This window comes from Bradyrhizobium yuanmingense, from assembly GCF_025200905.1.
GTDB lineage: Bacteria > Pseudomonadota > Alphaproteobacteria > Rhizobiales > Xanthobacteraceae > Bradyrhizobium > Bradyrhizobium yuanmingense.
On the sequence record NZ_CP104173.1, the window covers coordinates 1,409,116 to 1,431,697 of the forward strand.

Below are 22,582 nucleotides of genomic sequence, written 5' to 3' on the forward strand. Positions count from 1 at the left end.
GTCTTAGCCGTTGCGCTCTTCCCGCAAGATGCGTTCGAGATCATCCTCGAAGATATTCTGCGTTGCTTCAAAGAGCGCCAGGAGCTTCAGAGCTTCCGCGGTGTTTCCACCGCCATTGCCGACCATCCGTTGCTGCCTTTCGACGATCTGGCGTCCTTTGGCAACATGGCGACGCGCAAGTATGACACGTTCGGAATCATGAGACATTGGTGGCTCCTGCTGCAGGCGGGAGCGCGATTGGTCTCTCAGCCACCGGTGCCCGCGGCCACTGCCTTCTCCGGTGATGACCAGATCATACTCCGTTTCGCGAATTCGGACACTGTCCAATTCGAGCTGGACAATGTTGAATGGCGCGTCTCGAGCAGGCATGCTCAGACTGGGCAATCGCTTGTAACTATCGGTCGTAAGCCGCCCGCGCTGCGGACTCATTGACCTTCGCGCGGTCCCGCCTGTTCTCCGGAGACAGCTCCATCACCGCTCGATGGAGCTCCGCAGGGATCGTTAGCGGACTATCGAGCGGCTTTTCCGCCCACTCCCAGAAGCGGTCAAAGGCGTCCATTACAGATCCTCCCGAAGCCCCCTGAAAAATGGATGGCGGACTTTCCCCTCTGCCGATTTCGCGCGATACTCGATCTCGGCCAGAAGCTTGGGTTCGACCCAGATGCCCTTGTGACCGATGCGCTTGGTATAAGGCTGGGTCTTTCGGATGAGGGGTTTAAGCCGTTTCTGCAGATCGGCGGCCGAGACCTTGTCGAAGCCGTGGTCGACTTTGCCGGCGTAGACCAGATCGTTGCCCTTGCGTCGGCCGACGTAGATGCCGTCCCACTTCGTCCCATCGAGTGCGAAGCCGGCAATGGTCAGCGTCTCACGCTGTACGCAGGTCTTTTTGACCCAATCATTCGTGCGTCCCGTTGGATAGGCGCTGCCCCGGACCTTCGAGACGACGCCTTCGAGGCCGAGCTTGCAGGCGTGCGCGAATATCTCGCGGCCGTCTATCTCGAAGCTTTCGCTGAACTGGATGTCGGTGCCGCTCAGGATCTTCTTGAGTTCGGCTTTGCGCTGAAAGAGCGGTAGCTTCCGGATATCTCGGCCGTTCAGATAGAGCAGATCGAACGCTACGAGCACGATGCTCTTCGACTTGCCCTTGAGCTCGTTCTGCAGAACCGAGAAATCGGTCGTGCCGTCGGCGGCAGGTACCACGATCTCGCCGTCCACCACCGCCGAGTTCGCCTTGATCCGCCAGGCATCGTGAGCGACCTTCCGGAAGCGATGCGTCCAATCGTGGCCGCGCCGGGTGAAGATCTTCGCAGTCTCGTTGGCCAGATGGACCTGAACACGGTAGCCGTCGAACTTGATTTCGTGAATCCAGCGCTCTCCGGATGGCACCTTCTCGATCGAGGTGGCCAGGGCCGGTTCGATAAAGCCGGGGAAGGGCGCCTTGACGCCAATAGCCGCCGGCATTTTACGCTGAAACGCCACTGAAGAACTCCACGCTACAGGCGATTCAAATTGGCACAGTTCGAATCGTTCCGGAACCGGCGAATCCTTGTTGCGTTGCCTCGACGCCACGAACAGGAGGTATCCATGGCGGCAGCGAAGAAGTCGAAGACGTCCCGCGGACGAAAGCAGGACCGGGCACGGGTGGCCGGCGGGCAGGACTACGAGGTGCAGTACGAGGCGAAGAAGACCGGAAGGTCGGCACCGGCGGTGAAAAAGGCCGTCAAAAAGGTTGGCAACGCGCGCAAGCGGGTAGAGAAGCGGCTAGGCCGCTGAGTAGGGACGGGCTGGCGTCGAAGCTTTAGCGCCGCTCCTCCTCGTCAGGTGGGCATTCTGGGCAGGTATCACCAATCGAGTCCAGCACGTCACGAATCGCGGCTTCCGCTACGTCACGGGACACGTCTGCTGGCGGATCCTGACGAGCAATATTGAAGGCGCGCTCTCGTGCATGCGGATCGGCGCGGTCCTGCATCCAACTGTGCTCCTCGCACTCGCGGATGGCGCCCGCTTCCTGGAGGACGTGGATCGCCCATCCCCGCAGCGTCCGTATCGCCGGCCGTCTCTGCTTGGTCATCAGCATTGAAAGGTTCTCCCACGCTGGGACGAATCGTTTAGTCCCGCAGACGTTCCCCATCGCTAACACACGACTGGGATTCGGGATCGTGGGATCTCGTGGTTTTTCGAAGGCTGAATTTTCAGCTTGGCGAGGTGCTAGGGGTGGGCAAGAACGAACTGAAGAAACCATTTTTCCAATACTTCAGACGTCCGAGCTCAGGTGATTGCTCCTTGTCCGATCAGCGCGTGCGGCTGTCGCCGCACCGGGCTCTCGTGAACCGAGCCGCGCAGCGTCTCGGCCTTGCGGCTTCGATCCCTCGCGCACGACCAGATCACGCCCTCGTTGGGCAGAAACGAAAAACCGGACCTTTACGCAGCAGCCACCTGCACAAAGGTCCGGCCTTATCTTAGCGCGTCGCGATACCAAACGGCTGCAAAGGACGCTTCATATCCTTTGGGAGGTCTCGCTCTTCGTCCGGGTTCCGACCCGGAGGCGGCAATATATCAGCAGCCGATACGACTACTTCTTTTTCTTTGAAGTCTTCTTTGCCACCTTCTTGGTAGCTGCCTTCGCGGTCTTCTTCGCCTTCTTCGCTTTCTTGGCCATGTCGTCCTCTGTAAGAATTGGCTCTCAGTGAACATGCCCACGCCGTGCATAGACATGCACACGAGTGAGACGATATCACAAAAGCAAAATTGATACCAAGCAGACGTAAATCCGCATTGAGTCGCTCGCCGGAGGCACTCGCCCTCGGGCCCGCCGTCATTGCACGCCGGCGTCGCTATCACTGCCCTTCGGGTCGGGTGCCTTCTTAACCGGTCTCGCGACTGCACTCGGTCCCGGGCCCCGCCGCTACGCGTCGGCGCTATGCTGACCCTCCTGCGGGTGCCTTTTCCGCGTCCGCGAGGGGTCTTCGCTGTCGCTCCGCCTACAGGCCTCTCTTCCATAATTGTGAGACTCTGTGAAAATGTCGGGCGGTTCTCGTATTCATTGCCTGCATCACGTTCGCTCAGGTTTTGGCGCGTGCGGCCAGGGCCGCACCGGGCTCTCGTGAACCGAGCCGCGCAGCGTCTCGGCCTTGCGGCTTCGACCCCTCGCGCTAGAGCTTTGGTGCTCCTCGCCGGGGGCACTCGGGAAAGGGGCTCGCCTGCGGCGATCGCTATCACTGCCCCGTTCCCGGGTGCCGCTATTGAACCGGTCTCGTCGCTGCACTCGGACCCGCGTGCCCCTTCGGGTCGCTATGCTCACGCTCTCCGGGTGCCATTTTCCGTTGCGGCGATGCGCCCTTGGGCGCACGCCTGATCGCGAATGAGGCCCTCGGTACATGGCGCAAGGGCTGAGAGTAAGAGTGCAGGCTGGTTTTTCCGTGACGGGTTAGAAGTTGCGAGAGAGACTCGCGGCGCCCGTCGCGGAGACCCGCGATGTCAAACACTACTGCTCGCGCGCGCGCCGGCCAGGACCGGGCAACCCTCTATAGCGAAATCACCGACAAGATCATCGCCGAGCTTGAGGCCGGACGCGTCCCCTGGGTTCAGCCCTGGGGTACTGCCGCGGCGAAAGCGCCGCTGGCGATGCCGAAAAATGCATCGACTAACCGGCAATACAGCGGCGTCAACATCCTCATCCTCTGGGGCGCCGTGATCGAACGCGGATTCACCGGACAAAGTTGGCTCACATTCCGTCAGGCGCTCTCGCTTGGCGGCCACGTTCGCAAGGGAGCGCGTGGCACCACGGTTGTCTACGCTGATCGTTTCGTGCCGAATGACGAAAAGCGGCGCGCCGCCGAGACCGGTGAAGACGCGCAGGCGATACCATTCCTAAAACGATTTACCGTTTTCAACGTCGATCAGTGCGCAGATCTGCCTGACGAGATTGCCACCGCTGCGCCGCGACCGCCGGCTGGCCTCATCGCACCCACGGTCGACGCTCTGATCAAGGGCAGCGGAATTTCATTCCGGATCGGTGGAGATCGCGCATTCTATGCCACAGCCGAAGACTATGTTCAGGTCCCGCCGCCGCAGGCCTATTTCGAACCCATCAACTGGCACCGCACGGCCTTGCATGAACTCGGTCATGCAACTGGGCATCCCTCGCGCCTCAACCGCGACCAGAGCGGATCCTACGGTACGAAGAAGTATGCCTTCGAAGAACTGGTCGCCGAGTTGAGTTCCGCGTTCAGCTGCGCGTCGCTCGGGATCGTCCCGACCGTGCGCCATGCCGATTATATCGGCTCCTGGCTTGAAGTCCTGCGCGAAGACAATCGGGCCATCGTGCGGGCCGCCTCGCAGGCGAGCAAGGCCGCGGACTATTTGCTCGGCTTCATTCCCAGGTCCGTTGAGCCCGCGTCGCTGGATTCGGCTTGTCGCCGATCGCGAGCCGGCGTGATGCTCGGCCTCGCGCGAGAGTGAGAGGAGGGAAGGCTGTTCGCGACGGGTTGGAAGCCGAGAGAGAGTCTCACGGCCGCCCGTCGTGGAGAGCCGAAATGACGAAAGCCGCACAAAAGATCACGCTGTCGCCTTCCCGGGACATTCCCTTCAACAAGCTCGTGCTCAGCCAGTCGAACGTTCGCCGCGTCAAGGCCGGTGTCTCGATCGAGCAGCTAGCCGAGAGCATCGCGCAGCGTACGCTTCTGCAAAGTCTGAGCGTCCGGGCCGTCGTTGATGCAAATGGCAACGAGACCGGCATGTTCGAGGTGCCGGCAGGCGGCAGGCGCTATCGGGCTCTCGAGCTCCTGGTGAAACAAAAACGCATGTCAAAGACGCAGGCGGTGCCGTGCGTTGTGCGTGAAGGGGGCATCGCCGCGGACGATTCGGTGGCGGAGAACGATGAGCGGGTCGGCCTGCATCCGCTTGATCAGTTTCGGGCCTTCCAGACACTCCGCGATCTCGGCATGAGCGAGGAAGACATCGCCGCGCGCCATTTCGTGAACCCGGCGATCGTGAAGCAGCGGCTGCGGCTGGCGTCGGTGTCGCCGAAGCTGCATGAGGTCTATGCCGAAGACGGCATGACTCTCGAGCAGCTCATGGCGTTCTCGGTCACGGCCGATCACGACCGTCAGGAGCAAGTCTGGCAGAACGTAAGCCGTTCCGGTTATGACGAGCCTTACCAGATCCGCCGGCTGCTCACCGAGAACACCGTGCGCGGGTCCGATCGCCGGGCGCAGTTTGTGGGCCTCGATGCCTATCAGCACGCGGGTGGCGGCGTCCTGCGGGATTTGTTCGAGCACGACGACGGCGGCTGGCTTCAGGACGTCGTGTTGCTCGACCGCCTCGTAACCGAAAAGCTCAGAGCCGAAGCTGAGATGATTGCTGCCGAAGGTTGGAAGTGGATCTCAGTCGCCGTAGAGTTCTCCTATGGTCACGCTCAAGGCCTCCGCAGAATCGAAGGCAAACCTATCGATCTTTCGCCCGAGGAGCGGGCCACCATTGATGCCCTGAACGCCGAGCAAGCCAAGCTTGAAACCGATTACCAGGATGCCGACGAGCTGCCCGACGAAATCGACCAGCGTCTCGGCGAAATCGAGGCGGCACTGGCGGCATTCGAAGACCGGCCGATGCTTTACGAAGCGACGGAGATCGCACGAGCGGGTGTCTTCATCAGCATCGATTCCGAAGGACGCCTCGCCGTGGACCGGGGTTACGTCCGGCCGGAGGACGAGGTGCCGGCAGCTGATCCTGATGTCGGGCAGGACGCCGACGTGTCGTCGACTGATGGGCAGGAGCCTGGCATTTCAGTTCAGCGCTCGATCATCGCAGTCGCAGGTGGCGCTCCTGATGCCGAAGAGGATGATGAGGACGTGGCCAGGCTTCTGCCGGATCGGCTGATCACCGAACTGACGGCGCATCGGACCCTGGCATTGCGCGATGCGCTGGCAGAAAATCCCGCGATCGCGTTCCAGGCGGTGCTGCACAACTTCGTGCTGACGGCCTTTTACCGATTCTCGTCGACTGGGAGCTCCCTTGAGATTGGACTTCGCACGCCGACCTTTTCCGCTCAAGCGCCCGGCCTGCGGGAGAGCGCGTCCGCGAAGGCCGTCGAGGCGCGGCATGAATCCTGGAAATCGCGGTTGCCGAAGAGCGAGAACGATCTCTGGGATGCGCTCACGGCCCTCGATGGCGCCGCGCAGGCGTCCCTGTTCGCTCACTGTGCGTCATTTGCGGTCAACGCTCTCTACGAGTCGGCCAACCGCTACAACCAAGGCCGTGTCTCCGCCCACGGGGTCCGCACGCGTCTCGACCAGGCAAACGTGCTCGCGCGCGCGGTCGGGCTCGACATGGTGCAGGCCGGTTGGCGACCCACCGTCGACAACTATCTTGGCCGGGTCACCAAGCCGCGCATTCTGGAGGCCGTGCGAGAAGCAAAGGGCGAATCTTCCGCGCAGTTGATCGACCACCTGAAGAAGGCCGACATGGCCAAGGAGGCCGAGCGCCTTCTGGACGGCTCAGGCTGGTTGCCGGAGCCGCTGCGCCTCGTCGATCCCGATGCGGCGCCCGTGGCGCAGGAAGGCGAAGCAGGCCCGCTGCCCGAATTCCTTGCCGATGATGAGGATCGGGAGAACGCCGGCGAGGACGACCCGCAACAGCTCGACGCGGCTGAGTGACACAGAACGGGATGGCTCCGGCCATCCCGCAGTTGCTTGGGACCAGTGTGTAACGCCGGTCCCCATTTTTATGGGCGAGGGCTGAGAGGGAGAGCAGGGCCGGGAAGGGTTTGAGCCGTCGGGTCAAAGGAGAGCGCCTGATGGTTCGACCCGTTCCCGCTCTCCGAAAGAATCCTGTCATGACCGAATCTCTCGCGGGCGGCGCTGCCGCAGCGCCGCTCTCGATGCGTGCCGCTGCTACTCTCACCTCTGCTGCTATCAAAGCCGCCCGACAGCTCCTGACCGAGCTCGAACGCGGCCGTCGCATCGATGCCGCCGTCCTGCGTAGCGCCATGCAAGCGGCCTTCGGCGCCTCGGATGCGGCCGGCGCCTGGAACTGGAAGACCGCGTATGACGTCTGCGAGGCGGCAACCGTTCTCTTCCTTCGCAAGTTCGGTCCGGCCATGCGCGCCAAGGCTGGCTCGACGGCTGCCATGCTGCCAATGCTCGCGAGAATTGCGAGCTGTCTGCCGACCCATACGCGGCGTTCCGAAGACAGTCAGGCGCTGCAGCAATTCTCGACGCCGATCTCGCTTGGACTGGCCGCATGCACCGCAGCCGGTATTACGCCTGCCGATCGCGTTCTGGAGCCATCCGCCGGGACCGGCTTGCTCGCCATCCTTGCCGAGCTCGCCGGCGGCTCTCTGGTGTTGAACGAGCTGGCCGAAGGCCGCGCGGCGATGCTCGATCATTTGTTTGCCAACGTTGAGGTCACGCGGTTCGACGCCGCGCAGATCGATGATCATCTCGACGCGAGCGCTGTACCGAGCGTCGTTCTGATGAACCCGCCGTTCTCCGTGGTAGCGAACGTCGATCGACGGATGGCGGACGCGGCTATCCGGCACATTGCGTCCTCACTCGCGCGTCTTTGCGACGGTGGGCGACTCGTCGCCATCGCTGGCGCAGGCCTTGCGCCGGATAACCCGGCGTGGCTGGAGGCCTTTGTTCGCCTCCAGGAGCGCGGACGGGTCGTGTTCTCTGCCGCAATCGACGGCGCCGTCTACGCCAAGCACGGCACTCAGACGGACACGAGGCTGCTCGTAATCGACAAGTGGCCCGCCGCCGATCCGAAGGCTTTTCCCGCCTCGCAAGGCATGGCCGGCGATGTCGCCACGTTGCTCAATTGGGTGACCCAGTATGTGCCAGCGAGGCTGCCCGTCGCAGTGCCGGTCGTGGCCGACATCGTTAGGCGCCCTGCGATGCTCCGATCGGCCGGCGCCATTGCACCAAGCCCCTCGTCGAATGCGCGGAGCGCGCCGGAAGGTGTGGAACTTGCGTACGAGACCGTCGAATGGTCGCCGCCGGAAGGCGCCCGCCTCACCGATGCGCTGTATGAGGCGTACGGATTGCAGTCGATCCGTATTCCGGGATCATGCGCACATCCGACCAAGCTCGTGCAGTCCGCGGCGATGGCCTCCGTTGCGCCACCGAAGCCCTCCTATCGTCCGCATCTGCGTTCAAGCCTGGTCGCAGACGGAGTTCTGTCGGATGCCCAGATCGAGAGCGTTATTTATGCCGGCGAGGCGCATTCCGAATTTCTCGCGGGCTCCTGGACCGTCGATGCGGCCTTTGACCTTGTGGCCGCCGCGCGCGACGACGCAGAAGATGCCGTCCGCTTTCGCCGCGGCTGGTTCTTGGGTGATGGGACCGGTGCGGGCAAGGGACGGCAGGTCGCCGGCATCCTGCTCGACAATTGGCTCAAGGGCCGCCGCCGTGCTGTCTGGATCAGCAAATCCGACAAGCTGATCGAAGATGCGCAGCGCGACTGGTCCGCGCTCGGCATGGAGCGGCTGCTTGTTACGCCACTGTCCCGGTTTCGCCAGGGCACACCGATCCGGCTTTCGGAAGGCATCCTTTTTGCCACCTACGCCACGCTACGCACCGACGAGCGTGGCGAGAAGCTTTCGCGCGTAAGTCAGATCGTTGAATGGTTGGGCTCCGACTTCGACGGAGTGATCGTCTTCGACGAGAGCCATGCCATGCAGAATGCGGTCGGCGGCAAGGGCAAGCGCGGCGACCAGGCGGCCTCTCAGCAGGGGCGCGCGGGCCTGAGGCTCCAGCACGCCCTGCCCAATGCTCGCGTGGTTTATGTGTCGGCGACGGGCGCTACCACGGTCCACAACCTCGCTTATGCCCAACGCCTGGGCCTTTGGGGCGGCGCCGACTTCCCATTCGCCACGCGCGCCGAGTTCGTCGAAGCGATCGAGCAGGGTGGGGTCGCGGCGATGGAGGTGCTGGCCCGTGATCTCAAGGCGCTCGGCCTCTACGCGGCCCGCTCGCTCTCTTACGAGGGCGTCGAGTATGAGCTCCTCGAGCACCAGCTTACGCCGGAGCAGGTCCGCATCTACGACGCCTATGCCAGTGCGTTCAGCGTCATCCATAACGACCTCGACGCTGCGATGCGGGCCGCCAACATCACCGGCGAAACCGGAACGCTGAACGGGCAGGCAAAGTCCGCGGCCCGATCCGCCTTCGAGAGCGCCAAGCAGCGCTTCTTCGGCCATCTTTTGACCTCGATGAAGACGCCGTCGCTCATCCGATCGATCGACCGCGATCTCGACGCCGGCCATGCCGCTGTCATCCAGATTGTTTCAACGGGCGAAGCGCTGATGGAGCGCCGGCTCGCCGAGATCTCGACCGAGGATTGGGGCGACGTCCAGGTCGATATCACCCCGCGCGAGTATGTGCTCGACTATCTCGCCCATTCCTTCCCGGTCCAGCTCTACGAGCCGTTCACCGACTCTGAGGGCAACCTCTGCTCTCGGCCTGTCTATCGCAACGGACAGCCAGTCGAGAGCCGCGAAGCCGTCGCACGCCGCGATCGCCTCATCGAGAAACTCGCCTCGCTGCCTCCGGTACCCGGCGCGCTGGATCAAATCGTGCAGCGCTTCGGCACCGACACGGTCGCCGAAGTGACTGGCCGCTCGCGACGGGTCATCCGAAAGGGCGAGCGCTTGGTGGTCGAGAACCGCGCGGGTTCAGCCAATCTCGCTGAGACCTCGGCGTTTATGGATGACGTCAAGCGCATCCTTGTGTTCTCCGACGCGGGCGGCACGGGGAGGAGCTACCACGCCGAGTTGTCGGCCCGGAATCGCCGCTTGCGGGTTCATTACCTGCTCGAACCCGGCTGGAAGGCGGATGCTGCGATCCAGGGTCTCGGTCGAACCAACCGGACCAATCAGGCGCAGCCGCCGCTGTTTCGCCCGATCGCGACCGACGTGAAGGCCGAAAAGCGATTTCTCAGCACCATTGCCCGCCGGCTCGACACGTTGGGGGCCATCACGCGCGGCCAGCGCCAGACCGGAGGGCAGGGTCTATTCCGGCCGGAGGACAATCTCGAAAGTCAGTACGGGCGCGATGCTTTGCGTCAACTCTACACGCTGCTCGTCCGAGGCAAGGTCGAAGGTTGCTCGCTCGATAGGTTCGAGGATGCGACCGGCCTGAAACTGACGGATATCAATGGCCTTAGGGATGACCTGCCGCCGATCACGACCTTCCTGAACAGGTTATTGGCGCTCACCATCGACCTGCAGAATGTCCTGTTCACCGCCTTCGAGCAGCTCTTGACCGCTCGGATCGAGGGCGCTGTCGCGTCGGGCACCTACGACCTCGGGCTGGAAACGCTCCGCGCCGAAAGCTTTGTCGTCACCGACCGGCGGACGATCTATGTCCATCCGGGCACCAGCGCCGAGACCCGGCTGCTCACCATCGTCCAGCGCCAGCGTAACCATCCTGTTGGTTTGGATGACGCCCTTGCTCGTCTTTCTAGTCATGCTGTCCTGCTGATCAACGAGCGCTCGGGCAGGGCGGCCGTGCAGGTCCCGGCCTCGAGCATCATGCTCGACGACGGCGAGATCGAGAGCCGCGTCCGCCTGATCCGGCCTATGGAGCAGCACCAGGTCCCCTTGAACATGATGGTGGAGAGCCATTGGATTGAAGCGGATCGCGAGCGCTTTGCCGCTGCCTGGCTGGCGGAACTTGCCGAGGTGCCGGAGTTCACGGAAAGCACGATCCACGTCGTTGCGGGACTGCTGCTACCCATCTGGAAGCGGCTGCCGAACGAATCGACCCGCGTCTATCGGCTCCAGACCGATGCGGGCGAACGCATCATCGGGCGCAAGGTTTCTGCCGCGTGGGTCGCAAACGCCATCTCGGCGGACGCGCCCACGCTGTCGCCGGACGCTGCCTTTGCAGCGGTAATGGAGCGACGCGCTGTCCTCGACCTCGCGGCCGGGCTCCAGCTTCGACGCGTCCGGGTGATGGGCGCTTGCCGCATCGAGCTGTCGGGATTCAACGACACGATGCGCGATCGCCTACGCGCATACGGCCTCTTTGGAGAGATTATCTCCTGGAAGCTGCGGATGTTCGTGCCCACGGACGCAAGCGGCGTCGGGATCCTGACAAAGGTACTCGACACCTACCCGGTCGCGCGCATCAGCGAGCGGGAGGCCGCGTGATGTCCCCCGCGCCTTGCGAACTGGCACGCCGCCTCGCGCGCGAGGCCGAGGCCGTGTGCCGATACTATCTCTCCAATGGCAAGCGGGCAGGGCGGTACTGGGTGGTCGGCGACGTCCACAACACGCCGGGCCGCTCGATGTTCGTGCGGCTCCAGGAATCACCTAAGGGCCCCGCTGGCAAGTGGACTGACGCTGCGACCGGCGAGCATGGCGACCTCCTCGACATCATCCGCGAATGCCGGGGTTTGCGCGACTTCAGCGAGGCCGCCGAGGAAGCGAGGCGGTTTCTGAAGCTGCCTCGTCTTGAGCCGCAGCTGGCCGCGAAACCCGTTCGTTCGATGGTGCCCGCTGGATCGCAGGAAGCCGCCCGTCGGCTCTTTGCGATATCCAGCTCTATCGAGGGGACGGTGGTCGAGACCTATTTGCAGCGTCGCGGAATAGCCCTTGTCCACCATGGTGGCAGCCTGCGCTTCCAGCCTCGTTGCTACTATCGACCGGACGAGCATTCGCCGACCGAAACCTGGCCAGCGATGATTGCCCGTGTCACCGACCTTGAGGGGCGGATCACCGGAGCGCACCGAACCTGGCTCGATCCAGACGGCTTTGATCGCACTCGTCTCGGCAAGGCTCCGATCGACACGCCACGCAGGGCCATGGGCAACCTGCTCGGCAACGCCGTTCGCTTCGGCGTGGTGGACGACGTGCTCGCCGCCGGCGAGGGAATCGAGACCATGCTTTCATTGCGTTACGTGCTGCCGACTCTGCCTATGGCCGCAGCGCTCTCGGCCAATCACCTCTCGGCCATGTTGCTGCCGTCTGGCCTGCGTCGGCTCTATATCGCCCGCGACGCAGATGCCGCCGGAGATGCCGTGCAGGCTACTCTCACCCGGCGTGCAAAAGCCGTCGGCGTTGAAACGATTGCGTTGTCGCCCAGGCTGGGCGATTTCAACGAAGACCTGCACATCTTCGGTCTCGAGACCCTCCGAGCAGAGTTGCGGCTTCAACTCGTACCAGAGGACATCGTCCGCTTCCTGCATTCGTCGACGGTGGCCGCAGAATAGACCGGTGCTTCGATCGACGTTGATAGGTCGGTCATAACGAGGCCATTGCCGGAAGAGGAGGCGACCTCGGCCTTCTAGAGGGCGATCGGACGGCAACCGGACCGGGCCGGCAATGGCTACGCCCGGCTATTTTCCGCCGCGCGCCGGCGATGAGCAGACACAACAGCCATCAAACCGGCGCGCTTTGCATCGCGAAGCAAAATAGCCGGCCTCCGCCATCCTCCGCTGCCGCTTCGGCCCTTGCGGGTTCTGGCCCGCTCCGCCCGCCGTCTGAGTGATCGCCACGAAGGCCGCGATGGGCGCGGCCGATCCGGCAAAGGATCCCTCCAATGACCGACCACGACGACATTGAACCGCCGCACGCCTCTTCTCCAACTGACCACGTCCTCACCGAGCTACAACTCTTCGGCTACCGTCCCTTCGACGACCAGCCTGACTCACGACCGCTTCCCGACGGCAAGATGATCGCTGGCGCCGTTGCCGATGTCTTCGACGCCCTGGTTGCGACACTGAGCGACACGCGGCTCGAGCCGGACCTAGGCGATCTGCTCTGGTCGACCGTCAACCTGTTCCATCGTGCCGTCGACCGCATCGAACGCCATCTCGACGACAACGAGCAGGCGCAGCAAAAGAGCCAGCGCGAGCAGAATGGCTCCGAAGTCCGATCGGTCGAACTCGAGCGCCTAACGGCCGAAGGGATCACGCTGATAGAGCGCCGTAACTGCCTGGAGCTCTTCCGCGACCAGGCCATCGGGCGCTTTGAGACTCACACCGGATCATCCTGGCGCCCTCGATCGGGATCGCTGGTGAACCACCGCACGCTGACCGCAGCAATGATCGACTCCCGCGACTTCATCGCAGCCAAGCGTCGCGCTGAAACCGAGGTCTTGTTGCCAGCAGGACCGAAGATCGCACTTACCGGCGGGCTCGACTTCAATGACCACCACCTCATCTGGGACCGCCTCGACAAGGTCTACTCCAAGCATCCCGACATGGTCCTGCTCCATGGCGGCTCGCCCAAAGGTCCGGAGCTTATCGCCTCCAAATGGGCGACCAATCGCAAGGTGCCTCAGATCGCCTTCAAGCCTGACTGGACAAAGCACGCCAAGGCAGCCCCATTCAAGCGCAACGACGCCATGCTCGAACTCCTGCCGATCGGCGTCATGCAATTCCCCGGCACGGGAATCCAGGACAACCTGGCGGACAAAGCGAAGCGCCTCGGCATTCCCGTCTGGAGGTTCGGCGGCGCGTGAGCGCCGTCTCCTCGCTCCAGACCATCAAAGCGGATTGCGTGCGCCGCAACTCCGCCTCGTTTCGACCCTATGTCCAAGTTGCGCCGTGGTGGTGGTGGAAGGCGCGACTGCTAAACCTATGCACATGGAGCCACCACCATGCTTGCCCTTGGGCTTGTTCTCAGCACACTCGGCATCGGCTTGTTCTGCTGGGCGATCTTTGCGCTCGCTGTGTCTGCCTTGCCGTTTTTTGTCGCACTGAGTATCGGGATGACGGCGTTTCAGAATGGCGCCGGCGTGGTCGGTGCGCTGCTCATCGGAACAGCCGGTGGCGCGTTGACGCTTGCCGTCGGTCAGGCCGCCGTCGCCATTACTCGGTCGTTGATCCTGCGCATCGCCATCGCGACCGCATTTGCTGTCCCCGCTGCCGTCGCCGGCTATCATGTGGTGTTCGCCCTGTCACAGATCGGGATGCACTCGCTGGCGTGGCGTGAGGTCTTCGCTTGCCTTGGCGCGGTTTGCATTGGCGTTACGTCATGGACGCGCTTGATTGTTTTGGCGAAGACCGGCCCGTTCGAGCCGGCCGGGGTGGTGGATAACCCGTCCTAACCGGTTCATACGGCCGCATGGCCCGAAGGATGTCCGTTTACCACCTTCGTCGTCGAACAGGTGCGTGTAGGATCGGCGCGTTGAACTGGGGAGATCGAAACTTGAGCGCGGGAGAGGCAGTCCCTCCTCGGGACTCTCGATCAAGCTGCCGGCATTCGGTCTGGCCCACGCAGCCGCGGCAGAGCGATGTTACCTGATCCGTTCTTCGGAGACGATGCCGCCCTTTGCAGGAGATTGTTTCTCTTTCCGCGCTGAATCGTTCCGACCTCTTGTTTATCAAAACCGAGTTAGCCACCCTTCTCCAGAGATTGTGGTTCAGCACGCGACGCACGTGGCCTCATTGATGGCTTGATCTGGCCGAAGACCGGCTTCGCCTCGATCGTCTGAGCCGCAACGCCGTTGATGCGACTTTCTTCCCCTGGGCTTCGCCCATTCCTCGCGAGGCAAGAAAGTCGCCACAACGGCGTCCTCCGCTGCACTTCGGCCCGAGTGGGTGCGTCGCCGATCGTCCTCGGCCTGCAGATCGCCATCGAGGCCGCGGTGGTCGCGGGCTCGAAACACAACAGGAGAAGTGACATGGCTAGCATCGGTTCTTTCAAGAAGGTTGGCAACGAGTTCCAGGGCGAGATCGTGACCCTGAGCCTGAAGGCCAAGGGCGTCCGTATCGTCGCCGAGACCAACCGATCCAACGACAACGCTCCCAGCCACCGCATTTATGTGGGTCGCGCGGAGATCGGCGCGGCCTGGTCGAAGCGCTCCGAAGAGGGCCGCGACTACCTTTCGCTCAAGCTCGATGACCCCTCGTTCAACGCGCCGATCTACGCGAACCTGTTCGACGACGAAGGCGGTCAAGGCTACACCCTGCTCTGGTCGCGGCCGCGCAAGACCGGCGAGTAAGAGCGTCCCACCAAGCCCCGTCCGGTCCGCCGGGCGGGGCTTCTCATTCTTCCGGGCATGAGTAAGCGATAAGGGCCGTCGGATCGAGCGGCTCGACATCAATTATTCGGCCTGTCCCCGCGTCCTTTTCTTGGCGCTTGCGGACGGGCGAGTGAGCAGGTCGGCTGCCTCGACACCAAGGCTGCGCGCCAGCCGATCGACAACGTCGATACCTGCCGCGTAAACGCTTCGCTCGAGTGCGCTGATGTAAGTGCGGTCGATTTCAGCACGATGAGCCAATTCCTCCTGTGACAAGCCACGGGCCTGCCGAAGCTTCCGCAAATTAATTGCAAGTATCTCGCGTATATCCATACGCGAGAGGGCATGTTCTTGAAGAGTATTTCACCACGGAGTATTCTCGACAAAACGCGATCCGGACGGCTCCCGCGACAATTTTGGCGCTTCTGCTCCTTCCTGACCGTGTGTTAGAAATTGTCTAAACTAAGGCGTGGAGTCTTATGAGGAAGCCGCCGCTCGACCCAGACGTCGCCGACGCTGCGCCTGCAGATCAAATTCTCACTGTCTACGATGAGCAGCATGTCGTGACCTACATGCGCCTTCTGCAGGCCGAAAGCCAAGGGGCTGACTGGATGGAAGTCGCTCGAGTGGTGCTGCATATCGATCCGGTGCGGGAGCCGGACCGTGCGCGGAGCGTATATCAGAGTCATCTCGCGCGCGCCAAATGGGTGACCGAGCGGGGACGCCTCTTGCGCGGCACCGGCTCAAAATAGAAGAAAACCGCCGGCCGGCGACTTGCAGGCAGAACTATTTTCTTTTGCTAACCGGTGGTCATTTCGGTGCACCACGTGGTGCCAAACTAGGGGCTTCCTACAACCGCCTCGTTCATACCTATTGCGCCGCAATCCTTGTTAGCTGCGTGCAATGGGGCGGAAGCAATGCCTGAATTCGACTGGCGGTCGCCGGAATCCTACAAGAGCCTACAAGACGCCGAAATCACCGACATCGCCTGGGAATGTCTCCGTCGTAACGCGGACTATCGGCGCGACTTTGAGGCGATGATCGCCAGCAGTCCCGATGGCGAAGTAACACCAGAATTCAGGAGGAGGTGGGGCCTCTGCTTTCGCCCATGACCCGCAGAGGTCCTTCGACGAACAGACGATCTTTTGGGCGCCGGAGGTTCTAGCGGCGGTCGTTCCGGTCAAGGTTGCCGGGGCTGCCGATAGCAGTTCAGCGTCTCAACCGCTGCTTGACCTTGCAGCTGGCCAGGTGCGCCGCGCCGCCGACGGCTGGCACGCCGTGCTGCGCATCGGTGCAGTGGATCACCGTGTCTGGTCCAAAGAGCCGCCAGTGCTCGGCGCGTCATATGCGGCTGAGCTGCCATTTGACGGCGATTTCGACGCGCGTGCTTATGCAGCCCGCAGGCTGTGGCGCGCGATGAATGGACGCGCGCCAGGTCCTGCCTTTCATCAACTGTCGAAACAGCGGCGTGACCGCTTGAGGGTTGCGATCCGTGCGCTCGACGCGCACGGCGCGGGCGCAAGCTATCGCGTCATCGCCGAAGTACTGTTCGGCAAAAAGCGCATCCCCGATCGCGCCTGGAAGACGCATGATCTGCGCAATCGAACGATCCGCTTGGTGCAAGGCGGCCTCACGTTGATGCGCGGTGGTTACCGCAAACTTCTGCGGCCCGGGCGCAAGGACGAGTAGTGCCGCTCCGGAGGGGTGCCGAAAATCGCCTCCTGAAACTTCGGCATCCCCCTCCGAGATCTTGCTCCTCCATGATGACCGCACACGCGCCGGCCTAGGCCGAGCGTAGTGCGCTGTCCTCCTGGAGTTCTCAAATGCCCGATCCGATGGCCGGTCTTCCCCCGCGATTCCTGCGCACACCTGAGGCCGCGCGTTACCTTGGCCTCTCCGGCCGCACGCTGGAGAAGCACCGCACGTACGGCACAGGACCAACATATCGGAAGATTGGCGGACGTGTCGTCTACGCCGTCGATGACCTGAAGGCGTGGGCCGACCGCGGGGCCAAGACGTCGACATCCGACCCCGGGAAGGGGACTGTGCTGCCCGCCAAGAAGCATCCGGTCCTGCGTCCCTACGCAGGTCAGGAACGTCGCTGATGTCAGCGTGAGAGCTGTGACTATGCGGCGCAAACACCATTCCGAGCGCGACCAGCTTGAGCTCTTTCGGGCGCTGCCCGGCGATCTCGCGCCGCGCGATGCGCAGGATCTGATGGCCTATCCGTTCTTCTCGCTTGCAAAAACAAAGCGAACTGTGCCGATCGATTTCAGCGCAGGTGCGATCGCAATTCGCGTTGAAGCTGTGCCGGAACACGGCATGGCGACCATTTGGGATGCAGACGTTCTGATCTGGGCGGCGTCCCAGATCGTCGAAGCCCGTGATGCCGGCTTGAAGACGTCGCGCCTGATGGCTGCAACGCCTTACGAGATTCTGACGTTCGTCGGCCGCGGCACCAGCGCACGCGACTATGACCGGCTGAAGGCGGGCCTCGACAGACTTCAGTCAACGACGGTGCTGACGTCGATCCGTCAACCGGCAGAACGGCGACGGCATCGCTTCTCCTGGATCAACGAGTGGAAGGAGACGGCGGATGCGAATGGCCGCCCCTATGGGCTCGAGTTGATCCTGCCGGATTGGTTCTACGCTGGCGTCATCGATGACGCGCTCGTGCTGACGATTGACCGCGCTTATTTTGACCTGACGGGCGGGCTCGAGCGCTGGCTTTATCGCCTTGTACGCAAGCACGGTGGACGCCAGGACGGCGGCTGGAGCTTTGATCTTGTGCATCTCCATGCCAAGTCCGGCATCCTCTCGCCGCTCAAGCACTTTGCTTACGACGTTCGTCAGATCGTCCAGCGCCAGACATTGCCTGGCTATCAGCTCGTGCTGACACGGGATCCTGATGGCACCGAGCGGCTGAACTTCACGCCATCGCCTGTTCATCCCTTAACGGCACGCCTGCGCCGGCGCGGTCTCATTCCAAAATCGGAGGACAACCTGTGAATCAGCTCGTGCTATCGAGGACCGCAACCCTCGTGCTATCGGGGACCCGATCCTCGTGCTATCGGGGACCGGAATCGAGCTTAAGAGCTTGTTTCCCCGCGCATTCCAGCTGCTCTAACTTTACTAACCAGAAATCCTTCGGATTTCTTCTAACGGACCAAGCCGCAAAGCGAATGGAAGGTGGCCGGCAAAGCCCGCCCGTCCGTCCTGCTGGCCTTCACAAGCCGTACACGCCCTTCCCCTCCGCCAAAGCGGACGGCTCCCAGTTCGAGCGCATGGGAGCCACGGTATGAGCGATCTTACCGAAGTGGAAGTTCTGTGGCTGGAGAGGCGCATCGAAAACCGCATTCGGTTCGGTCGCATGGTCAAGGAACGGAAGCTTGATCGCCATCGGCGCGTCCTGTCATTTGCGCCCGGCAGCATCTTTGCCTTCGTCCGTTGGACCTCCAACGACTTTGGGACAATCATTTCGCGGATCGACATCTTGCGCGCAGTCGCTCCGGGACAGCGCTGCTCGACCGTGCCTTATGTGACACCCGGCGGTGAGATTTTGCTGCGTCTGTCCGGCTGGCCGAAGGTCGAGCGGGTATTACAAATGACCGATGCCGTTGAGGCGCTCGGCATCGATCCAGCTGATGTCGCGCCTGATCATTGGCATCATGTTCATAACCGCCTGTCCGTCAACGAAAACCCGCGTCCCTACACGAAAGCGCGCCACCAAGCCTGGCTCCATCGTCAAAGGGTGATGCGATGACGGGCCGCATGAAGACGCTGACCGCGGCGATTGGGGTTGCTACTGCGCTCGTCGCGACGATCGTGCTGGAGCCGCTTCCGCTTTACATCTGGAACGCATCCGCGAGCGTGCCGATCGGTCTCTACCGCCTCCGATCGGCGGACCAATTCCAAGTCACTGATTTGGTCGCCGTGCAGCCGCCGGAGCCGCTCGCGACCTTCCTCGACCTTAACGGCTATTTGCCCATTGGTATCCCCATGCTGAAGCGCGTACTCGCTCTTCCGGGGCAGCGTGTTTGCAGAACCGGCCTCACGATTTCAGTCGACGATGTCGCGGTGGGTGAGGCGAAGGATCGCGACGGACGCGGCCGGCCGCTGCCGAAGTGGCAGGGCTGCCGCGTCGTCGGCGATGGCGAACTGTTTCTGATGAACTGGCAGTCGGACGACTCTCTTGATGGCCGATATTTTGGATTCTTGCCTGCGTCGGCGGTGATCGGCCGTGCGCTGCCCGTGTGGACGTGGGAGGAGTGATCGTGCGTGTTCCACGTTCTTACCCCGCCATTCCTCTGTTCGATCGATCGCGGGACCATTCCTCCGTCCTGACCAACCGTTGCAGGGCCGACGCGCGCCGCGGCGGTCCAGGGCGGCCGCATGGCCGGTGCGAAGCGGCTTTACCCTGGACGGGGGTGAGCGCGACGGCATGCCTGGCTCGGCCGGGCGTGCGTGTTTGGGCCGTCGCGTCGCTGCTGCTTGTTTTCGCTGCGTCGGACAGTGCTGCTCTTGCCCGGAGTAGATTGCCGTTAGCTCAAGCGGTTGCTCAGGAAAGCCGCCCGTTTGCAGCTTTCGTCGACGAAGCCTCGCAGCGTTTTGCAATTCCGGTGAACTGGATCGGTTCGGTCATTAACGTCGAAAGTGCTGGAGACCTGCACGCCAAGTCGCCCAGAGGAGCAATGGGCCTGATGCAGATCATGCCGGCGACTTGGGCGGAGCTTCGCGAGCGCTACAATCTCGGGAACGACCCCTACGACCCGCACGACAACATTCTGGCCGGCACGGCTTACTTGCGCGAACTGCTCGATCGGTATGGCTCGCCTGGCGTGTTTGCCTCGTACAACGCGGGACCATCTCGCTATGAAGAGCATCTCGCAGGCGGCTCTCTGCCAGACGAGACGCGAGCATACGTCGCAAAGCTTGCAGATCTGCTGACCATCGAACTGCCGCCGAGGTGGGCGTCCAGCGGTCAGTCATCAGCAGTTGGGACGCTATTCGTCACGCGATCCGTTCTCATGAAAACGCACGATCGGTTGCCGGCGCTCATGCCGTTGAGCGGCGCCACGACCGCAATCTCAGTGCACGAAGTGTCGCGCATGGTTCCTCAGTCTATTGGCGTATTCGTGTCTCGATCGGATTCGGGAGCATCGCAATGACCAAGTGTGCGGGTTCGCAAGCTGACGGCGTATGGGCGATGCCTTCGGCCCGCGCTCTACTCGTCGCTTCGCTCCTCACCGAGCCACCCTTCGGGTGTCTCGGCCCTTCGGGTAACGATCGCTATCGCAAGCGCGCGGAAGGAGTGGGGGCTTCGCGAGTTGGCTGCGAAGTCGCGGCGGCTCTTTCGGCGACCGGGAGACCACGACGGCAGGACGGGCACACGGTTCTCTCGGCCAATTGGCGTGTTCGTGCCTCGATCGATTCGGGAGCATCGCAATGACCAAGTGTGCGGGTTCGCAAGCTGACGGCGTATGGGCGATGCCTTCGGCCCGCGCTCTACTCGTCGCTTCGCTCCTCACCGAGCCACCCTTCGGGTGTCTCGGCCCTTCGGGTAACGATCGCTATCGCAAGCGCTCGGAAGCAGTGGGGGCTTCGCGAGCCGGCTGCCAAGTCGCAGCGGCTCTTTCGGGATCCGGCGACCGGGAGACCACGACGGCAGGACGGCGAGATAAAAGGGGCTCGCCGGTCGAACCGCAAGCCATTGGCATGGCTTGGGTTCTGGCGTGCCGGTCGGTCGGGGCGCGTGCCGCGCCTTGCATTTTGATGAAAGCAATCAAGGGCGTCTTCAGCACCGTGTGGGCGTTTGATCGTTCGGAGGCCCTGCCGTGAGCGTGGGCGACAGCGATCTGCGTGTTCGGCCTGGGCGCATCCGCAGTACCCGCGCGCCGAAGCCGAAGAGCTTCATCAATCAGGTTCTGCGTGCCGCGAAGAAAGCCGGACACAACTCGGGACAGGCCGCAGCCAGCAGGCGTTCGGCGGCCTATGGGCGCTCGACGTTTGGCCGCGGCCGGCTCGCCTTCAGCCGCGCCAGGCTGTTCAGCCCGACGCGGCGCGTTGTGGTGAAGGCGCGCGTGGTGCGGCACAAAGGGCGAGTCTTTCGTTCAGCACCACTGACCGCCCACCTCTCATATCTGAAGCGCGACGGCGTGACCCGGAGTGGTGAACGGGCCGAGATGTTCGATGCCGGCAGCGACCGCGCCGATAGCGCGGCTTTGGCAGAACGCTGCAAGGACGACCGGCATCATTTCAGGTTTATCGTCTCGCCCGAGGATGCCGGCGAGATGACCGACCTGAAGGCCTTCACCCGCGACCTCGCCAGGCAGATGGAGACCGATCTCGGCACGCAGCTCGATTGGGTGGCTGTCGATCATTGGAATACCGACAATCCCCACGTTCACCTTCTCATTCGTGGAGTTGATGGGGAGGGCGGCGATCTCGTGATCTCCCGCGACTACATCAGCCAGGGCCTGCGCTCACGAGCCGAGGAACTGGTCGCCATTGAACTCGGTCCAAAGCCGGAGCACGAGATCCGCAATTCGCTGGAGAGGGAAGTCACGGCGGAGCGATGGACGCGGCTCGATCGGGAAATCCGGCTGGCGGCCGATGAGACGGGCTACATCGATCTTCGCCCTGAGAGTCCCGGCAAGCCCGATCCTGAAATCAGGCGCCTGATGGTCGGCCGCCTGCAGCATCTGGAGAAGATGGGCCTTGCCGCATCGGCCGCGCCGGGGGAGTGGACGGTCGGACTCGAGGCCGAGCGTAGCTTGCGCGAACTCGGCATGCGCGGCGACATCATCAAGACCATGCACCGCACCTTTACGGAGCGTGGTGAAGCGCGCGGCATTGCAGACTTTGTCATCGAGGGTGGACAGCCCACGTCTCAGATTGTCGGACGGCTGGTTGACCGGGGATTGCATGACGAACTGACCGGCGAGGCCTACGCCCTGATCGACGGTACGGACGGACGTGCGCACCATGTGCGCTTCCGAGGCGTCGAGGCTTTCGAGCACGCACCGCCGGTCGGCGGCATCGTGGAAGTGCGGCACTTCGGTCAAACCGGCGATCCGCGGCCGACCATGGTGCTGGCGACCCGTTCCGATCTCGATCTTGCCGATCAGGTCACTGCTAAAGGAGCAACCTGGCTCGACCACAGGCTGGTCGAACGCGACTCCATGCCGCTCGCCATGGGTGGATTCGGCCGCGAGACCCGCGACGCCCTGGAAGCGCGCGCCGAGCATCTGATCCAGGAGGGCCTGGCGCGGCGGCAGGGCCAGCGCCTCATCCTCCAGCGCGACCTCCTGAATACGTTGCGCCGACGTGAACTGGACGAGGTGGCCGCAAAAGTCTCTGCCGAGACCCGCCTCCCTTACGTTAAGCCTGACTCCGGGGAGCATGTGGCGGGCACGTACCGCCACCGGCTGACGCTCACCTCGGGACGCTTCGCCATGATCGACAATGGGCTCGGCTTCCAGCTCGTGCCCTGGTCCCGCGAACTCGAACAGAAACTCGGCCAACACGTCACCGGCGTCGTGAAGGACGGCGGTGGCATCGAGTGGGGCTTTGGTCGCAAGCGCGACCTCGGCCTCTAGCAATCTTTTCAATTCAGT

The 22,582-nt window shown here is 62.9% G+C and carries 21 protein-coding genes; 17 read left to right on the forward strand and 4 right to left on the reverse strand.

Going from position 1 to position 22,582, the window contains the following annotated elements; genetic code table 11:
- Positions 1–3: 3 nt before the first annotated feature.
- Both N2605_RS06615 and ligD read right to left on the reverse strand, forming a co-directional pair.
- Positions 4–207, reverse strand: coding sequence for a hypothetical protein (locus tag N2605_RS06615; RefSeq protein WP_260346131.1), 204 nt, complete (start codon positions 205–207; stop codon positions 4–6).
- A 351-nt stretch (positions 208–558) separates the two neighbouring features.
- Positions 559–1,479, reverse strand: coding sequence for a non-homologous end-joining DNA ligase (gene ligD, locus N2605_RS06620; protein WP_260346132.1), 921 nt, complete (start codon positions 1,477–1,479; stop codon positions 559–561).
- Positions 1,480–1,584: 105 nt separating this feature from the next.
- Here ligD and N2605_RS06625 point away from each other — a divergent pair, with 105 nt between their 5' ends.
- Positions 1,585–1,773: a DUF3606 domain-containing protein gene (locus N2605_RS06625; RefSeq protein WP_128931710.1), complete on the forward strand. Its 189-nt coding sequence runs from the start codon at positions 1,585–1,587 to the stop codon at positions 1,771–1,773.
- 25 nt (positions 1,774–1,798) lie between these two features.
- On the opposite strand, the gene N2605_RS06630 is transcribed toward N2605_RS06625, so the two are convergent.
- The gene (locus tag N2605_RS06630; protein WP_260346133.1) at positions 1,799–2,077 is read right to left on the reverse strand and encodes a hypothetical protein; all 279 of its coding nucleotides are present in this window, start codon (positions 2,075–2,077) and stop codon (positions 1,799–1,801) included.
- A gap of 1,397 nt (positions 2,078–3,474) precedes the next feature.
- Between N2605_RS06630 and N2605_RS06635 the strand changes: the two genes are divergently transcribed.
- The 7 genes from N2605_RS06635 to N2605_RS06665 all read left to right on the forward strand — a co-directional run bounded on the left by N2605_RS06635 (position 3,475) and on the right by N2605_RS06665 (position 14,948).
- Entirely contained in the window at positions 3,475–4,461 is a 987-nt protein-coding gene (locus tag N2605_RS06635) for an ArdC family protein (RefSeq protein WP_260346134.1), read from the forward strand.
- A 74-nt stretch (positions 4,462–4,535) separates the two neighbouring features.
- Positions 4,536–6,653, forward strand: a complete 2,118-nt coding sequence (locus N2605_RS06640; RefSeq protein ID WP_260346135.1) for a ParB/RepB/Spo0J family partition protein — start codon at positions 4,536–4,538, stop codon at positions 6,651–6,653.
- Between the two features lie 179 nt (positions 6,654–6,832).
- The gene (locus N2605_RS06645; RefSeq protein WP_260347420.1) at positions 6,833–11,149 is read left to right on the forward strand and encodes a strawberry notch family protein; all 4,317 of its coding nucleotides are present in this window, start codon (positions 6,833–6,835) and stop codon (positions 11,147–11,149) included.
- Positions 11,149–12,210 carry a DUF7146 domain-containing protein gene (locus N2605_RS06650; RefSeq protein WP_260346136.1) on the forward strand — a complete coding sequence of 354 codons (1,062 nt, stop codon included), beginning with the start codon at positions 11,149–11,151 and terminating at the stop codon, positions 12,208–12,210. Before N2605_RS06645 ends, N2605_RS06650 begins: the two co-directional genes overlap by 1 nt.
- A gap of 329 nt (positions 12,211–12,539) precedes the next feature.
- The gene (locus N2605_RS06655) at positions 12,540–13,463 is read left to right on the forward strand and encodes a DUF2493 domain-containing protein (protein ID WP_260346137.1); all 924 of its coding nucleotides are present in this window, start codon (positions 12,540–12,542) and stop codon (positions 13,461–13,463) included.
- Positions 13,464–13,601: 138 nt separating this feature from the next.
- Complete coding sequence (locus N2605_RS06660; RefSeq protein ID WP_225158336.1) at positions 13,602–14,051, forward strand: hypothetical protein; 450 nt, start codon at positions 13,602–13,604, stop codon at positions 14,049–14,051.
- Between the two features lie 576 nt (positions 14,052–14,627).
- Entirely contained in the window at positions 14,628–14,948 is a 321-nt protein-coding gene (locus N2605_RS06665; RefSeq protein WP_225158366.1) for a DUF736 domain-containing protein, read from the forward strand.
- A 102-nt stretch (positions 14,949–15,050) separates the two neighbouring features.
- Here N2605_RS06665 and N2605_RS06670 read toward each other — a convergent pair whose 3' ends face one another.
- The gene (locus N2605_RS06670; protein ID WP_172789211.1) at positions 15,051–15,299 is read right to left on the reverse strand and encodes a helix-turn-helix domain-containing protein; all 249 of its coding nucleotides are present in this window, start codon (positions 15,297–15,299) and stop codon (positions 15,051–15,053) included.
- A gap of 146 nt (positions 15,300–15,445) precedes the next feature.
- On the opposite strand from N2605_RS06670, the gene N2605_RS06675 reads away from it, so the two are divergent.
- The 9 genes from N2605_RS06675 to N2605_RS06715 all read left to right on the forward strand — a co-directional run bounded on the left by N2605_RS06675 (position 15,446) and on the right by N2605_RS06715 (position 22,564).
- Complete coding sequence (locus tag N2605_RS06675; protein ID WP_225158337.1) at positions 15,446–15,718, forward strand: DUF2285 domain-containing protein; 273 nt, start codon at positions 15,446–15,448, stop codon at positions 15,716–15,718.
- A 165-nt stretch (positions 15,719–15,883) separates the two neighbouring features.
- A complete protein-coding gene (locus N2605_RS06680) occupies positions 15,884–16,078 on the forward strand; it encodes a transcriptional regulator domain-containing protein (RefSeq protein ID WP_225158338.1) in 195 nt (64 codons plus the stop codon).
- Between the two features lie 136 nt (positions 16,079–16,214).
- Positions 16,215–16,655 (forward strand): DUF2285 domain-containing protein, encoded by a 441-nt coding sequence (locus N2605_RS06685; protein WP_311735360.1) that lies wholly within the window; start codon positions 16,215–16,217, stop codon positions 16,653–16,655.
- Between the two features lie 134 nt (positions 16,656–16,789).
- Complete coding sequence (locus tag N2605_RS06690) at positions 16,790–17,071, forward strand: helix-turn-helix transcriptional regulator (protein WP_092295092.1); 282 nt, start codon at positions 16,790–16,792, stop codon at positions 17,069–17,071.
- A gap of 22 nt (positions 17,072–17,093) precedes the next feature.
- Positions 17,094–17,975, forward strand: coding sequence for a replication initiator protein A (locus tag N2605_RS06695; RefSeq protein WP_225158339.1), 882 nt, complete (start codon positions 17,094–17,096; stop codon positions 17,973–17,975).
- A gap of 289 nt (positions 17,976–18,264) precedes the next feature.
- Positions 18,265–18,729, forward strand: a complete 465-nt coding sequence (locus N2605_RS06700; RefSeq protein WP_225158340.1) for a DUF2840 domain-containing protein — start codon at positions 18,265–18,267, stop codon at positions 18,727–18,729.
- Positions 18,726–19,238, forward strand: a complete 513-nt coding sequence (locus N2605_RS06705; RefSeq protein ID WP_225158341.1) for a S26 family signal peptidase — start codon at positions 18,726–18,728, stop codon at positions 19,236–19,238. Before N2605_RS06700 ends, N2605_RS06705 begins: the two co-directional genes overlap by 4 nt.
- Before the next feature lie 263 nt (positions 19,239–19,501).
- The gene (locus N2605_RS06710) at positions 19,502–20,134 is read left to right on the forward strand and encodes a lytic transglycosylase domain-containing protein (RefSeq protein ID WP_260346138.1); all 633 of its coding nucleotides are present in this window, start codon (positions 19,502–19,504) and stop codon (positions 20,132–20,134) included.
- Positions 20,135–20,800: 666 nt separating this feature from the next.
- A complete protein-coding gene (locus tag N2605_RS06715) occupies positions 20,801–22,564 on the forward strand; it encodes a relaxase/mobilization nuclease domain-containing protein (protein ID WP_260346139.1) in 1,764 nt (587 codons plus the stop codon).
- The last annotated feature ends 18 nt before the right edge of the window (positions 22,565–22,582 follow it).

Bases quoted from the DNA above. Each gene is read 5' to 3' on its own strand.
- N2605_RS06615 (WP_260346131.1), bottom strand. From the start codon at position 207: ATGTCTCATGATTCCGAACGTGTCATACTTGCGCGTCGCCATGTTGCC.
- N2605_RS06625 (WP_128931710.1), top strand. From the start codon at position 1,585: ATGGCGGCAGCGAAGAAGTCGAAGACGTCCCGCGGACGAAAGCAGGAC.
- N2605_RS06630 (WP_260346133.1), bottom strand. From the start codon at position 2,077: ATGCTGATGACCAAGCAGAGACGGCCGGCGATACGGACGCTGCGGGGA.
- N2605_RS06635 (WP_260346134.1), top strand. From the start codon at position 3,475: ATGTCAAACACTACTGCTCGCGCGCGCGCCGGCCAGGACCGGGCAACC.
- N2605_RS06640 (WP_260346135.1), top strand. From the start codon at position 4,536: ATGACGAAAGCCGCACAAAAGATCACGCTGTCGCCTTCCCGGGACATT.
- N2605_RS06645 (WP_260347420.1), top strand. From the start codon at position 6,833: ATGACCGAATCTCTCGCGGGCGGCGCTGCCGCAGCGCCGCTCTCGATG.
- N2605_RS06650 (WP_260346136.1), top strand. From the start codon at position 11,149: ATGTCCCCCGCGCCTTGCGAACTGGCACGCCGCCTCGCGCGCGAGGCC.
- N2605_RS06655 (WP_260346137.1), top strand. From the start codon at position 12,540: ATGACCGACCACGACGACATTGAACCGCCGCACGCCTCTTCTCCAACT.
- N2605_RS06660 (WP_225158336.1), top strand. From the start codon at position 13,602: ATGCTTGCCCTTGGGCTTGTTCTCAGCACACTCGGCATCGGCTTGTTC.
- N2605_RS06665 (WP_225158366.1), top strand. From the start codon at position 14,628: ATGGCTAGCATCGGTTCTTTCAAGAAGGTTGGCAACGAGTTCCAGGGC.
- N2605_RS06670 (WP_172789211.1), bottom strand. From the start codon at position 15,299: ATGGATATACGCGAGATACTTGCAATTAATTTGCGGAAGCTTCGGCAG.
- N2605_RS06675 (WP_225158337.1), top strand. From the start codon at position 15,446: ATGAGGAAGCCGCCGCTCGACCCAGACGTCGCCGACGCTGCGCCTGCA.
- N2605_RS06680 (WP_225158338.1), top strand. From the start codon at position 15,884: ATGCCTGAATTCGACTGGCGGTCGCCGGAATCCTACAAGAGCCTACAA.
- N2605_RS06690 (WP_092295092.1), top strand. From the start codon at position 16,790: ATGCCCGATCCGATGGCCGGTCTTCCCCCGCGATTCCTGCGCACACCT.
- N2605_RS06695 (WP_225158339.1), top strand. From the start codon at position 17,094: ATGCGGCGCAAACACCATTCCGAGCGCGACCAGCTTGAGCTCTTTCGG.
- N2605_RS06700 (WP_225158340.1), top strand. From the start codon at position 18,265: ATGAGCGATCTTACCGAAGTGGAAGTTCTGTGGCTGGAGAGGCGCATC.
- N2605_RS06705 (WP_225158341.1), top strand. From the start codon at position 18,726: ATGACGGGCCGCATGAAGACGCTGACCGCGGCGATTGGGGTTGCTACT.